Source organism: Azospirillum sp. TSH100 (assembly GCF_004923295.1).
Lineage (GTDB): Bacteria > Pseudomonadota > Alphaproteobacteria > Azospirillales > Azospirillaceae > Azospirillum.
Window position 1 is genome coordinate 2445541 of the sequence record NZ_CP039634.1, and the last position, 14185, is coordinate 2459725.

A 14185-nucleotide genomic window follows, 5' to 3' on the forward strand; every position below is an offset into this window, starting at 1 on the left:
GGGATTTTTGCGGCACCGTCGTACCGCTTGTCCGAAAGCCGCCCGCCCCACCCGGGGCCGGGCGGTTTTCGCGTTCGGGGTCCGGCAGAGACATGGGATACATGACCCTGCGCATAAGTCGGCAATGCCAAATTGGGTAGCAGTTCTGACCGATTGACGGATTGCCGCACCTCGCCTTGCGCGCGATGCTTGGACGGCACCGCGGAAGGAGTTCGGCATGCTGCTGGTTCGTCTGCTTGCCGCCGCCAAGGGCGACGGAACCCTTAACCTCGTTACGGTCAACGGGAAGCATCATCGGATCGGGTCAGGTCCGCCCCATCTGACGCTTCGTCTGCATGACCGCAAGGTTGAGCGCGATCTGCTGATCAACCCACGTCTGCGGTTCGGCGAAGCCTTTATGGACGGCCGCTTTTCGATCGAAGGCGGCACCATCTACGACCTTCTGTCGATGTTGATGAGCGGCGCCGAAGTGCAGGGCGCGCTGGGCCGCGCGCTGGAATCGCTGTCGCCGCTGCTGCGCCGTCTGCAGCAATACAACCCGATGCAGCGGTCCCGGCAAAATGTGGAACACCACTACAACCTGTCACGCCGGTTCTATCAGCTCTTCCTCGACCGCGACATGCAGTATTCCTGCGCCTATTTCCCGGACCCGGGGATGTCGCTGGACGAAGCGCAGGAGGCCAAGAAGCGGCACATCGCGGCAAAGCTGCTGATCGTTCCGGGCATGCGGGTGCTGGATATCGGCTGCGGCTGGGGCGGCATGGCGCTCTATCTGGCGCGGCACACCGGTGCGCGGGTGACCGGCATCACCTTGTCGTCGGAGCAGCTGGCGGTGGCCCGCCAGCGGGCGGAAGAGGCGGGTCTGGGCGACCGGATCACCTTCGAGTTGCGCGACTATCGGGAGTTCGCATCCACTCACCGGGGGCCTTCGATCGCATCGTCTCGGTCGGCATGTTCGAGCATGTCGGCGTGCCGCATTACCATGACTATTTCACGGCGGTGCGAGAGATGCTGAACGACGAGGGCGTGGCGCTGATCCATTCCATCGGGCGGCTCGACGGCCCGGCCAGCACCAATCCCTGGATCCGCAAATACATCTTCCCCGGAGGCTACTCCCCAGCCCTGTCGGAGGTGCTGCCGGTCATCGAGCGCTCGGGCCTGCTCGCCACCGACCTGGAGGTACTGCGCCTGCATTATGCCGAGACGCTGCGCCATTGGCGCGCCCGCTTCCTCGCCCGCTGGGATGAGGCCAAGGTGCTGTATGACGAGCGGTTCTGCCGGATGTGGGAGTTCTATCTGGCTGGGGCTGAATTGGCTTTCCGCCTGCAAGGCCACATGGTGTTCCAGGTGCAGCTGGCAAGGTCTCTGGGCGCAGTGCCACTGACCCGTGATTATATGCCCAATGCGGAACGGGACCTTGCTTCCGCGTCGGATGGCCAACCGGCGGAGTTTCGGAACTCTCGCACACCGGAGTCGGCCGCCTGATCGCTTTCGGGGCCGGATTTGCGGCGTCCGCTCGGCATTCCGACGCGCGAGAAGCCCAATCCGGCCAACCGGTAATACCAATTGACCATCATGGCCGGGCGCTGGGCCGTGTTGCAAGCGGAATCGTGCGACATCGACGCCTGAACCACCGCCGTACCTTCCTTTCCGTCACGGGGCGATGCTATATAACCGCGATTGATTTCCGCCCGGGGTACCGGGGAGCCACCCATGCGGCATGCTCCCCGGCAACAAGCGCCCGCTGGACGACGCGCCCGGCTCCCAAGGAATGACAACGCCCTTACCCGTTCGGGGAGATCTCGCACCCATGACCAAGATCAAGGTAGCCAATCCGGTCGTCGAACTCGACGGCGACGAGATGACGCGCATCATCTGGCAGTTCATCAAAGACAAGCTGATCCTGCCCTACCTCGACATTGACCTGAAGTACTATGACCTCGGCATCGAGAACCGCGACAAGACCGATGACAAGGTCACCGTCGAGTCCGCAAATGCCATCAAGCAGTATGGCGTCGGCGTCAAGTGCGCGACCATCACCCCCGATGAAGCGCGGGTGAAGGAGTTCAACCTCAAGAAGATGTGGAAGTCGCCAAACGGCACGATCCGCAACATCCTGGGCGGCACCGTCTTCCGCGAACCGATCGTCTGCTCGAACGTTCCGCGTTACGTCCCCGGCTGGACCAAGCCGATCATCATCGGCCGTCACGCCTTCGGCGACCAGTACAAGGCCACCGACTTCGTCGTTCCCGGTCCGGGCAAGATGACGATCAAGTGGGAAGCGGCCGACGGCAGCCAGCAGATCGAGCATGAGGTGTTCGACTACCCCAGCGCCGGTGTGGCGATGGGCATGTACAACCTCGACGACTCGATTGAAGGCTTCGCCCACTCCAGCTTCATGTACGGGCTGGAGCGTGGCTACTCGGTCTATCTGTCGACGAAGAACACGATCCTGAAGGCCTATGACGGTCGCTTCAAGGACATCTTCCAGAAGGTCTTCGACGAGGCCTACGCAGACCAGTTCAAAGCCAAGGGTCTGGTCTACGAACACCGCCTGATCGACGACATGGTCGCTTCGGCCCTGAAGTGGGAAGGCGGTTTCGTGTGGGCCTGCAAGAACTACGACGGCGACGTGGAGTCGGACGTCGTGGCGCAGGGCTTCGGCTCGCTGGGCCTGATGACCTCGGTCCTGGTCACGCCGGATGGCAAGACCGTCGAGGCCGAGGCCGCGCATGGCACGGTGACCCGCCACTACCGCGAGCACCAGAAGGGCAAGGAAACCTCGACCAACCCGATCGCCTCGATCTATGCCTGGACCCAGGGTCTGGCCTATCGCGGCAAGTTCGACAACACGCCGGACGTCATCAAGTTCGCCCAGACGCTGGAGCGCGTCTGCGTCGAGACCGTCGAGTCCGGCTTCATGACCAAGGATCTCGCCATCCTGATCGGCCCGCAGCAGCCGTGGCTGACCACCAAGCAGTTCCTGGACAAGCTGTCGGACAACCTGGAAAAGAAGATGGCCGCTTGGTCGTAAGGCCGGCTGTTTCCTTGATGGGTGCGACGCCGCGTCCGGGTCAAACCGAAACGCGGCTCGGCTAGGGTTCAAGCGGGGGGTTTCGGCTCCCCGCTTTTTTCTTGTCCGCATCTGAAAGGGAGCGAACCCGATGCCCAACGATCTGTTCCGCGTCGCCGTCGTCGGCGCCGGCGAGACCGGAACGCCCCTGCTGCGTAAATTGCTGGCTGCCCCCTTCGTCGAACTGCTGGGTGTGGCGGACCTCGACTCTGAAGCGCCGGGCATGTTGCTTGCCAGCCACCGCGGCGTGAAGACCACCACCAACTTCCGTGATCTGGCGGGATTGGGCGAGCAGTTGGACGTGCTCATCGATGTCACCGGCGTGCCCGCGGTGCGCGAATCACTGCGCAAGGCGATGCAGGAGACCGGCAACCATCATACGGTGATCGTCCATGAAATGGTGGTGCAGCTGATGCTGTCGCTGCTGAATGGCGAACGGGTGATGCTGAAGCACGATACCCAGGACTATTGAGGCTGACTGTCGAGGCTGCGCCGGGATTTGCAGTCCCCCGAAATTGTCTCATGATGGAGCGAGGGCGTCCATGGCGACGCCCGCCATGTCAGGAGCGGCCACCGATGGAACTCGGTATTCTGGTTATCGCGGCGTTCGTGCTGGTCGTCATTCTGGCGATCACCAGCGTCCGTACCGTCCCCCAGGGCTTCAACTACATCGTCGAGCGGTTGGGCCGCTATCAGGAGACGCTGCTTCCCGGCTTCAATGTCATCATTCCGGTCATCAGTTCGGTCCGCGCCAAGGTGGACATGCGCGAGACCGTGGTCGACGTGCCGTCGCAGAGCGTGATCACCAAGGACAACGCCGCTGTGACCGCCGACGGCGTGCTGTATTTCCAGGTGCTCGATCCGATGAAGGCGACCTATGAGGTCAACGACCTGCAGCGGGCGATCCAGACGCTGGCGATGACCACCACCCGCACGGTGATGGGCTCCATGGACCTTGACGAACTGCTGAGCCAGCGCGAAGCGATCAACGCCAGTCTGCTGCGTGCCGTGGATGAGGCCACCGCTTCCTGGGGCGTCCGGGTGACCCGCATCGAGCTGCGCGACATCACCCCGCCCGATGACATCGTCGAGGCGATGGGCCGGCAGTTGAAGGCAGAGCGCCTGCGCCGCGCCCAGATCCTTGAGGCCGACGCCGAGAAGGAAAGCCAAATCCGAATTGCCCAGGGCAAGCTGGAGGCTGCCAAGCTGGAGGCCGAAGCCCGCGAACGGCTGGCAGAGGCGGAAGCCAAGGCGACACGGCTGGTGTCGGAAGCAGTGGCGCAGGGATCGAACCAAGCTCTGGGCTATTTCCTCGGCCAGAAATACATGGAGGCGCTGAAGGCCTTCGCCGCCTCGCCCAACCAGAAGACAATGATCCTGCCGGTGGAGCTTGCCGGCGTCGCCGGTGCCCTGGCGGGGCTGGGCGAGTTGGTACGCGACGCCACGCCGCCCAGGATGCCGGAGCCTCCAGCCCATACTGCGCGCAATCCCTGGTCGGTGCCGCCGACCGTGGCCTCCGCCGACGAGGAGTGAGGGATGTCACCTCTGCTTTGGGGTGCACTGGGCGCCGTGCTGATCGCGGCGGAACTGGTGATCCCCGGCCTGTTCCTGATCTGGTTCGGCGGGGCGGCAATGCTGACCGGGCTGGTCACCGCGCTATGGCATGAGTGGGGTCTGGTCAACGAGGCCGGCTTCTTCACCATCGCCGCCGGGGCGGCAGTCGCTGTCGCAATGGTCCATGCCCGGCGCCGCCATGCGTCGGCGGAAAGCGATGCCACCCAGATCAATGATCGTGCCGGCCAACTGGTCGGCCGTGCAGTGACGCTGAGCGAGCCGATCGTCAACGGCCAGGGCCGGGTGTTCGTCGGCGACACGCTGTGGGCGGTCGAGGGGCCTGACCGGCCGGCTGGCACCGCGATGCTGGTCGCCAGCCACAAGGGAATGGTGCTGGTTCTGCAAGATGCCGTGCAGGGGCGGTAGGCAACAAAAAAGCCCGCCCCCCTTCGGGAGCGGGCTTTTTTGGGTGTCGTATCGACTGGTCAGGCGGCGCCGACGTTGCGATCTTCCTCACGCTTCTTGCTGCCCGAGGCCGGCTGGTAGGCCAGGGCGGCGTGCTCCGCGCAATAGGGCATGCCCGGCAGAGCGGTCTTGCCGCAGAAGTGGAAATCCTGGTGCTTGGGGTCGCCGACCGGCCATTTGCACATCCGCTCGGTCAGAGCCAGGATGGTGGCGCCGCGCGTCGGCTTCTTCTTGATGGGCGACGGCCGACCGGACAAACCCAGGCGATGGGCCTTGCCGATGACCGCGTTGCGGGTGATGTCTCCCAGAATGTCGGCGATCTCGCTCGCGCTCAAACCCTGGGACCAGAGATCCTTGAGCTGTTGAATCCGCTCGTCCGTCCAACTCATCCCCGAGTACTCCCGATCCGGTGTCCGGTTATGCTGTGGCAAACAGGTCACGGTCTAGTGCCGTTTTCCATAAGCCGCAACATTTTGTGCCAGCCGGTGAAGAAGCTACCAGATGACGGCCGGAGACGATAGGGGGGCGCGGCAACATTCCTGTTGATAAGTCCGTGGGTAGACTCACGAATTCAGCGCGCCATACACCTCCTCGGCAACGCCGGACAGAGTATCCCGATCGGTCTCTCCGGCGACGGCAAGTGCTAACCCATTGTCCTGCCAATATAAAGCGCGGACCCCTCCATCTTGCGCGAAACGAAATGCCGAACCGGAGGTGTTGGGGGAGGGACGGATATACAACGTGATGCGACGCCCAGCCGCATCCTCGTACATGTACATTGCAACAGGTCCAGCGGAATCGGCCAAAAGCCGCCCGCCGATCAGCTGGTAGCCCCCTCTTGTGACTTTCGGGCAACGCATGTTCTTGCCCAGTCGTTTGGACAGCCAGTTGACCAGATGGGCCTCTTCGTCGACACCGATCTCGACCGGATGGCGGACTTCAACGGAGAAGACGCGGTGGGCGGCGACGGCGTCGGCGATGAAGGCGGCGGTCAGCGGTTCGGCCCGCACGCCGACGCGGTCGCGCAGCAACCAACCGCTGGCCCCACCAGCGACGAACATCAGCAGGGAAGCGGCGACGGCCATTCCCCACCAGGCGCCCCGGCCACGGACGGGAAGCAGCTTTTCCGAAGGGTCGCGCGCAATGAAGGGGGGCGTCAGGCGCTCGGGCAGCGGCTGGTCGATCAGCGGACCGAAGCTCTGGCCCATCAGGGAGCGTTGGGCGCGGTAGCGCTCGAAACGCTGAGCGACCTCCGGATTGTCGGCGAGGTGGCGCTCAATGTCGGCCAGCCGTTCCTCCGGCAATTCGCCGTCGAGCCAAGCATGCAGCTCGGCCTCGGTCACGGGATTGCGGGTGCCGCTCATCACTTGATCCTCCTGACGACCTGCTGGGTTCCACCGTCCAGCAGGACTCTCAACCGTTCGCGCGCCCGGGCCAGCCGTGACATCACCGTCCCGATCGGTAATTCCAAGACCTCCGCCACCTCGCGGTAGGACAATCCCTCCATTCCCGTCAGCAGCAGGATGGTGCGGTGTTCATCGGTCAACAGAGCGAAGGCGCGAACGAAGTCGCGGACGGCGCCCCGGTCGGCCGGCGGGGCGCTGAGCGCCAGATCGTCGGCCAGGTCCTCCACCGGCACCTCGGCCCCGCGCCGCCGCCGGCCGCGCTGGCTGGAAATATGCAGGTTGTGCAGGATCGTCATCAGCCAGCCGCCGAGCTTCGACGGGTCGCGCAGGGCATGGCGGTTGGCCAGTGCCTTCTCCACGCAATCCTGCACCAGATCGTCGGCGTCCGCCCGGTTGCCGACCAGCGCTGTGGCATAGCGCCGGAGCCGCGGCACATGCGCGGCGATGGCGCGGTCGTCGATGTCGGGCGGGCTCATGTCGGGTCCGGGTATGGCGTCGTCACCAGTCATGACGCCCTGCCCTGCCGATTTATTCCAACACTGCCGGTCACATCAAAGCCCCGGCGAGGAGAAGCCGGCCTTGCCGTCGAAATTGCTGAGATTCTCGGTCTGGGTGAAGTCGACCCCCGCCGCCGCCAGCCTGCCCAGCAGTTCGACGATGGCGCCATGCTGTACCGGACCGTGCTGCGACAGGAAACGGCAGCGCCAGTGGTCGGTGCAGAAGACGTCGGCATTGCCGTCCGGCCAGACCCGCTGCGAGCGGTTGGAGATGCTGGTCAGCTTCAGCGCGTCGGTCGACAGCGGCAGCACCAGCTCCGCCAGATCGTCGGGCAGGCCGCCGGACCATTGCAGGAAGACGTCCACGCCGACCAGTTCCTTCACCGCACGCACGCGCGGGGCCAGCCGGTTGAGGCCGTCATAGGTCGGCCGCGCGGTGGAATAGCCGACCGGCGGCATGGTGACCGGGGTCTGGCCCAGCCGCTCCACCACCGCCCCGGCGAATGCCGCGGTGCCGGCCCGCACGCGGCCGAGGCCTCGAGCATAGATGTCGGCGGTGTGGATGCCGTCCTCGATGGTCTTCAGCCACGCATTGTGGATGCGGGCAGCGATGTCGCCCTGGCCGATATGGACCAGCATCATCACGGCGGCCATCAGCAGGCCCGAGGGATTGGCGATGCCCTGCCCGGCGATCATCGGGGCCGAGCCGTGGATCGCCTCGAACATGGCACAGGTCTCGCCGATGTTGGCGGAGCCGGCCAGCCCGACCGAGCCGGTCAGCTGGGCGGCGATGTCAGACACGATGTCGCCATAGAGATTCAGGGTGACGATGACGTCGAAGCGCTCCGGCTGGTCGGCAAGTCGGGCGGCGCCGATGTCGACGATCATGTGGTCGGCCTTGATCTCCGGATAATCGGCGGCGATCTCGTAGAAGATCTTCAGGAACAGCCCGTCCGTCATCTTCATGACGTTGTCCTTGACGAAGGCCGTCACCTTTTGCCGGTGGTTGGAGCGGGCGAAGTCGAAGGCGTAGCGGACGATTCGCTCCGACCCCGGCCGCGAGATCAGCTTGACCGACTGGATCACGTCGTCGGTCTGGCGATGCTCAATGCCGGCGTAGAGGTCCTCCTCGTTCTCGCGGATGATGACCACGTCCATGCGCGGGTGCCGGGTCCGCACATAGGGGTGGTAGGAGACGCAGGGACGGACATTGGCGAACAGGCCCAGCGTGGTGCGGGCAACCACGTTCAGCGACTTGTTGCCGTATCCCTGGGGCATGGTGATCGGGCCCTTCAGGAAGACCCGCGTCCGGCGGATCGACCCCCAGCCGGCGGCATCGAGCCCGCCGGGATGGCCCCGCTTGTAGACGGCCTCGCCGGCCGGAACCTCTTCCACCTTCAGACGCGCGCCGGCCGCATTCATCACATAAAGCACGGCATCCATGATCTCCGAGCCGATGCCGTCGCCGCGTGCGACCGTGACGGGGGTGATATCGCGCATGCACTCACTCCAAGGGGACGCGCGACCGTAGACGCAAACAGGGGCCCTTTTCAATGGTTGGAGGCAGCGACGGATCGCAGCATCCGGTGGGGCCTCCCCCTGCCCCCGGCGTTGCGGGAGCAGGGGAGAGTGCGCTTTTCCGGTCAGTGATGCGCCCCGGCGACGCCGCCGCGGCCATCGGGCACGCCGATGCTGACATTCTGCATCATGCCCTGGTCCTCATGATCGAGGATGTGGCAGTGCAGAACGAACTCGCCGATGAAGCGTTCGTAGCGGGTGCGGACGGTGACCTTATAGACTCCCTTCGGGGGTTCGGTGGAGGTGAGCGCGCTGCTGTTGTCGCTCTTCACCCAGATGGTGTCCTTCCACACGCCCTTCATGCCGGCATAGTCGGGATCGCCCGAGCCGGGCTCGCTGACGTCACGCCCGTCCGGACCGATGATCGAGATGATCTCGAACGGGTTGACGTGGATGTGGAAGGGATGGCTGACGAAGTAGGATTCCAGCTCCCACTGCTGGGCGGTGCCGAGGATGACCGGCCGGTTGACGACGGCCGGCTGGTAGGCGGCGGCCCCCTTCGGGCCATAGGTGCCGTCGGGATTCTCCACGACCTCGAAGCTGTTGGCGACCTGGAACAGCGGGTTGGTGCGCTTGCCGCCCTGCGGCGGCAGGTTGATGTAGAAGGTCAGTTCCTGCTTGGGCTGATGCATCACCTCATGCTCGGTGATCGGCCGGTGGGCGGTGAACTTGCTGAAGCGTGGGCAATAGGGGGTGTCGACCATCGTCTTGCCGAAGCAGCGGGCGGTCAGGCCGTCGATAACCTCCTTGGCAACGGACGGCGCGTATTTGGTGGCGTTGACCGTCAGGCGGCGGATGGTCTCCTTCACCGGGTCCTTGACCACGCGGTCGCCCTTCACCCGGACGAAGCCGAGCACCCCGGTCGAGGTGGCGGTCTGGTCCGGGCTGGCGTTGGCGGCCGCCGGCTTGTTGACGACGCAATAGATGCCGGGTTCGGGGAAGTTGACCAGCAGGTCGTCACGATAGCCCGGCTGCATCGGCACGCTGGTGCGCACCTGCCCCTCGTTCATGGTCAGGCCGTCGGAGGCCGCCAGGATGTAGGGCACCGGCTGCCCGACGCAGCGGTCCTTGGCGAAGCGGTCCTGGTCGGCGGCCGACAGGGTCTTCTCGCTCTGGAAGAAGCCGGCAGGGTCCATCTTGCGGAACTCCACCGTGATGGGGGAGCGGACGCCGCCATGGATCAGGCGCCAGCGTTCGGGCTCGCCGGTCCTGGCGTTGGCGAACATCGGACGGACGCGGCCATTCACCGTGGTGAAGCGGCCGGACTGTTCCCAGGTGCCCGGCCCGAACTGCTGGTAGGACACCACCTCGCCCACCTCGCCGGGCGCGCAGCTCCAGTCGATGGAACCGTCCGACTTGGTCTTCAGCTTGCCGTCCTTGGTGCAGGCATAGGGGATCTGCTCGAACAGCAGGACCCGCTCGGTCATCGCGACACCCTTCGGGCTGGTCAGCAGGCTGTCGAGATCGCCGTTGGCGTCGCGCGTCGGCGGACGGTCGCCGCGGATGATCAGCGCGCCGGCCATGCCGCTGCCGACCTGAAGGGCGGTGGAGCCGTGGCGGTGCGGGTGGTACCAGAAGGTGCCGGCGGGATGGTCGGCCGGGATGTTGTATTCATATTCGAAATCGACGCCGGGATTGATCGACACCAGGACGTTGTCGCTGTTGCCGGTCGGGCTGACCCAGACGCCGTGGCTGTGCAGGTTGGTGCCGTTGAAGCAATGCGGCGTGTTGATGTCCGCCGCCGCCTGGTTGGTGCAGTTCGGATCGTCCGGCAGCTGATTGTGCAGCTTGATGCGGACCGTGTCGCCCGGCGTCGCTTCGATGGTCGGCGCGACATAGGGGTGGGCGGGATCGACGTTGGTGCCGCGATAGCTGCGCAGCCGCACCGCGTCCGGACGGCCCTGGGCCGGGTTGCGGATGTAACCGTCGGTGAAGGAGACGAACAGGTCGTAATTGCGCGCCTGTCCGGTGTGCGGACGGGCCGTCGCCTGCGGCTGGCGCATCAGCAGCGAGCCGACGCGCGGCGATTCGGAATTGGTCAGCACCGGCGGGTTGCCGAACGCCTCGCCGGCCGGATCGGCAGACTCCTTGGCCGTTGCGGTGGCCGCCATGGCGCCCGATGTGGCGCCCAGTGCCAGAGGCAGCAGCAGGCCGAACAAATATGTATGCTTCATGAAATAATCCCTCCAAACGGACCTATGGCGAGAAATATGATTCTTGATAATTGATATTTGCAACGACGATACACGTTTTACCATATGTGGTCCCGCCAGCCGGGGCGGCGGAGGCCCCGGACTCCCGATGGCGGTCGGCGCAATGCTGGGTGGCGTAACACAATTCATCACCGCTTATTGCTTGCTTGGATCAGCAAATTTCCGCTCACTGCCGCGCCTGCGACGGCCGCGTGCCGCCGTAACAGAGGCCCATTCCCAGCATCCGGACCAGACGCGACATCATGAACGACGCCTCCGATCGGAATCGGTCCGCCCGCCTTCCCACCGGTCGCGGCCGAACCCTGGCCGCATCGGCGATGATCGGGCTCATCGCGGGCATCGACAATCTGGGCAACGGGCTGGCGATCGCGGCGCTGCTGTTCACCGGGCCGCTGGCGGCCGGGCTGGGGGCCGGGGTCGGCGTGGTGCTGCTGAGCGCCGCCATCCTCGCCCTGCTGGTGGCGCTGCGCAGCACGCAGCCGAACTCCGTGGCCCTGGTGCAGGAGACGGGGGTCGCCATCCTCGCCTCCACCGTCGCGACCATGGCGGCGGGGCTGGAGGAGGCGCCGGACGGAGTGAGGGTCGCCACCGCCTTCGCCATCCTGGGCGGCAGCACGCTGGTGACCGGGCTGCTGTTCTGGGCGGTGGGGCGGCTGCGGCTGGGTCGCCTGGTGCGCTTCTTTCCGTATCCGGTGGTGGCCGGGTTCCTGGCGGGCTCCGGCTGGCTGCTGGTGGAGGGGGCGCTGGCGATGGTCAGCGGGCGGCATGGGATGAGTGCCGGCCTCGCGGAACTGGCCGATCCGATGACGGCGGTCACCGCGGCGGAGGCGGTCGCGCTGGCCGTGGTGCTGATGGTGGTGATGCGGCGCAACGACAGCCCGTTCGCCATGCCGATCATGCTGCTGGCGGCGGCGCTGGCCTTTCATGCCGGGCTGCCCCTGCTGGGGGTGACGGCGGAGCAGGCGCGCGGCTGGGGCTGGCTGCCGGCGGCGGCCGCAACAGGCGGGTTCAGCCTGCCGGTGCCGACGGAGGTGCTGGCGCTGGCCGACTGGAGCCGGGTGGCGGCGGCGCTGCCGGCGATGATCTCGGTCGCGGTACTGGGCATGCTGGGCCTTCTGCTGAATGTCAGCGGGATCGAGTTGGCCCAGGGGGAACTGGCCCAGGGCCATGACATCGACGCCGACGCCGAATTGCGCTGCACCGGGGCGGCCAACCTGCTGGCCGGCGCGCTGGGCGGGCCGTCCGGCTATGTCGGGCTGGGCATGACCCTGCTGGCCGGGCGGCTGGGCGCCACCGGGCGCGGCGCCGGGCTGGCGACGGCGGCGGTGATCCTGGGCGGGCTGTCCGTCGCGGGGTGGCTGGTGTCGGTGACGCCGGTGTTTCTCACCGCCGGGCTGGTCCTGTTCCTGGGCATCGAGCTGTTGCAGGACTGGCTGGTCGAGGCCCGCCGCCGGCTGCCGCGGACGGAGTGGCTGATCGTGCTGGCCGTGGTGCTGGCGATCGCCGGCATCGGTTTCATGGAGGGGCTGGCGCTGGGATTGGCGGTGTCGCTGGCGATGTTCGTCTACAGCTATTCCCGGCTGCCGGTGATCCGCGGCCGGCACAGCGGGGCGGAACTGCGCAGCCGCGTCGACCGCAGCCCGGCGGCCAGCCGGCATCTGGCCGGCACCGGGGCGGCGATCGAGGCGATGCAGCTGCAGGGCTATCTGTTCTTCGGCACCGCCGAGCAGATCGTCGGGCCGATCCGCGACCGGCTGGGACGCGGTGACACACGGCCGCTGCGCTTCCTGATCATCGACTTCCGCCACATCAAGGGCATGGATTCGGCGGCGGCCGGAGTGTTCCGCCGCATCCGCAACCTGATGGAGGCGGCCGGCGCGACGCTGGTGCTGAGCGCCCTGCCCGCCACGGTGGAGGACGCCTTCCGGACCTGCGGCCTGGACCCCGACCGCGACCCGGTGCTGCGCCGGGCGCCCGATCTCGATCATGCGCTGGAAGCCTGCGAGGAGGCTCTGCTGGCCGAGAGCGGCGGGGGGACCGGGGCGGCGGGGGCGGACACGCCGCTGCTGCGCCATCTGGAGGCGATGACCGGTCCGCACCCCCGGCTGGCCGATGCGGTGGCGGCGCTGGACACCCTGCATCTGGAGCCCGACGAGCTGCTGATCCGCGCCGGCGAGGCGGCGAGCGACGTCTTCATCATCGGGCGCGGCCGGGTGAAGGTGCAGATCGCCCTGCCCGACGGCCGGACGCTGCGGCTGCGCACCATGACCGCCGGGGCGGTGGTGGGCGAGATCGCCCTGCTGCTGGGCCAGACCCGCGGCGCCGACGTGGTGGTGGAAACCCCCGCCACCATCCACCGCCTGACCGCCGCGACGCTCGCCCGGCTGGAGCGCGAGGATCCGGAACTGGCGCTGGTCCTGCACCGCATCCTGGCGACGACGCTGGCGCAGAAGGTGACGCTGGCGAACCGGCTGATCGAGCAGGCGGTGGGCTGAGGCGGCCGGCCGGCGACGTGGGGCGGTGCCGATGGAACGTTTGAAACGCCGTGAACTGGTTTTCCGCGGGCGTTCCATCGTCGCATCCGCTCAGCGGCGGCGGGGGAAAACGCCCTTTCCGCCCTGACGCTCCAGGGCCGAGCCGAGATTGGGATAGGGATCGTCGGGGTTGACGGTCCAGGGATAGACGCCCTTCGGCCCCTCCGCCTCCGGCCGGGCGAGAATGGCGGCGATCACCTTCGGGTCGGGCGGCGTGTGCTCGCGGATCGCGCCGGGGACGCTGTCGTCGTCGAGGCCGGGGAGCGGGGCGGCGGGTGCCGTGGGTTCGGCGGGGTTTGCGGGCTCTGCGGAGACGGCATCGCCGGGCGCCGGTTGGTCCGGCGAGGGGGTGGCGTGGTTGCGGCCCTGGTCGTCGAAGTCCCTGAACAGGCCGAGCCGCTCGGCCAGCCAGCGCACGGTGGAGGGATCGCCGGCGGAGACCAGCCGCTCGATCTGCTCGGTCACCAGGGCACGGAGCGAGCCGAGCCGAAGTTCCGACTCCCGGTTCAGCGCCTGCCGCTCCCACCAGACGCGGTGGCGGAACGCCTGCGACCCGTAATAGGCCCGCCACAGCGTGGTGCGGCTGCACCCCATGGCACGGGCGACCTGCTGGAACGAAGCGCCGCGCGCCAGCATGCCGGCGGCCATCACCCATTGCTCCTCGTGGAACCGCGAACCGGGGACGAGGGAGCCTTCGGGCGGAACCGGCGGCTCCTCGGCCCAGCGGGGGAAGTGGTCGGCGGGGTGGGCGGCGGGGGACAGGCAGTCGGGCATGGGGCGTCTCCGGGAGGGGGTGGGTGGACGCTCCTATTTCAGCGAGAATTTCGGGATCTTGGTAGGATAATTTTCATATTTGCGAGTTATA

At 66.6% G+C, this 14185-nt stretch carries 11 protein-coding genes and 1 pseudogene; 6 read left to right on the plus strand and 6 right to left on the minus strand.

What is annotated here, in order from left to right:
- Window positions 1-217: 217 nt before the first annotated feature.
- From E6C72_RS11600 to E6C72_RS11620, 5 genes and pseudogenes are all read left to right on the plus strand, one after another.
- Window positions 218-1485, plus strand: a pseudogene (locus tag E6C72_RS11600) (class I SAM-dependent methyltransferase).
- A 325-nt stretch (window positions 1486-1810) separates the two neighbouring features.
- Entirely contained in the window at window positions 1811-3034 is a 1224-nt protein-coding gene (locus E6C72_RS11605; RefSeq protein ID WP_109442616.1) for an NADP-dependent isocitrate dehydrogenase, read from the plus strand.
- A gap of 130 nt (window positions 3035-3164) precedes the next feature.
- Window positions 3165-3545 (plus strand): oxidoreductase, encoded by a 381-nt coding sequence (locus E6C72_RS11610; protein WP_109442617.1) that lies wholly within the window; start codon window positions 3165-3167, stop codon window positions 3543-3545.
- A 104-nt stretch (window positions 3546-3649) separates the two neighbouring features.
- Window positions 3650-4606 carry an SPFH domain-containing protein gene (locus E6C72_RS11615; RefSeq protein ID WP_109442618.1) on the plus strand — a complete coding sequence of 319 codons (957 nt, stop codon included), beginning with the start codon at window positions 3650-3652 and terminating at the stop codon, window positions 4604-4606.
- Window positions 4607-4609: 3 nt separating this feature from the next.
- Window positions 4610-5053 carry an NfeD family protein gene (locus E6C72_RS11620; RefSeq protein WP_109442619.1) on the plus strand — a complete coding sequence of 148 codons (444 nt, stop codon included), beginning with the start codon at window positions 4610-4612 and terminating at the stop codon, window positions 5051-5053.
- A 59-nt stretch (window positions 5054-5112) separates the two neighbouring features.
- On the opposite strand, the gene E6C72_RS11625 is transcribed toward E6C72_RS11620, so the two are convergent.
- The 5 genes from E6C72_RS11625 to E6C72_RS11645 all read right to left on the minus strand — a co-directional run bounded on the left by E6C72_RS11625 (window position 5113) and on the right by E6C72_RS11645 (window position 10747).
- The gene (locus E6C72_RS11625; RefSeq protein WP_109047672.1) at window positions 5113-5481 is read right to left on the minus strand and encodes a GcrA family cell cycle regulator; all 369 of its coding nucleotides are present in this window, start codon (window positions 5479-5481) and stop codon (window positions 5113-5115) included.
- Window positions 5482-5655: 174 nt separating this feature from the next.
- Window positions 5656-6456: an anti-sigma factor gene (locus E6C72_RS11630; protein WP_109442620.1), complete on the minus strand. Its 801-nt coding sequence runs from the start codon at window positions 6454-6456 to the stop codon at window positions 5656-5658.
- Window positions 6456-7007: an RNA polymerase sigma factor gene (locus E6C72_RS11635; RefSeq protein WP_109442621.1), complete on the minus strand. Its 552-nt coding sequence runs from the start codon at window positions 7005-7007 to the stop codon at window positions 6456-6458. Before E6C72_RS11635 ends, E6C72_RS11630 begins: the two co-directional genes overlap by 1 nt.
- 42 nt (window positions 7008-7049) lie before the next feature.
- Window positions 7050-8495: an NADP-dependent isocitrate dehydrogenase gene (locus E6C72_RS11640; RefSeq protein WP_109442622.1), complete on the minus strand. Its 1446-nt coding sequence runs from the start codon at window positions 8493-8495 to the stop codon at window positions 7050-7052.
- A gap of 143 nt (window positions 8496-8638) precedes the next feature.
- Window positions 8639-10747 (minus strand): multicopper oxidase family protein, encoded by a 2109-nt coding sequence (locus E6C72_RS11645; protein ID WP_109442623.1) that lies wholly within the window; start codon window positions 10745-10747, stop codon window positions 8639-8641.
- Window positions 10748-11028: 281 nt separating this feature from the next.
- On the opposite strand from E6C72_RS11645, the gene E6C72_RS11650 reads away from it, so the two are divergent.
- Complete coding sequence (locus E6C72_RS11650; protein ID WP_199228835.1) at window positions 11029-13281, plus strand: SLC26A/SulP transporter family protein; 2253 nt, start codon at window positions 11029-11031, stop codon at window positions 13279-13281.
- A gap of 90 nt (window positions 13282-13371) precedes the next feature.
- On the opposite strand, the gene E6C72_RS11655 is transcribed toward E6C72_RS11650, so the two are convergent.
- The gene (locus E6C72_RS11655; RefSeq protein ID WP_109442624.1) at window positions 13372-14094 is read right to left on the minus strand and encodes a hypothetical protein; all 723 of its coding nucleotides are present in this window, start codon (window positions 14092-14094) and stop codon (window positions 13372-13374) included.
- Window positions 14095-14185: the final 91 nt, after the last annotated feature.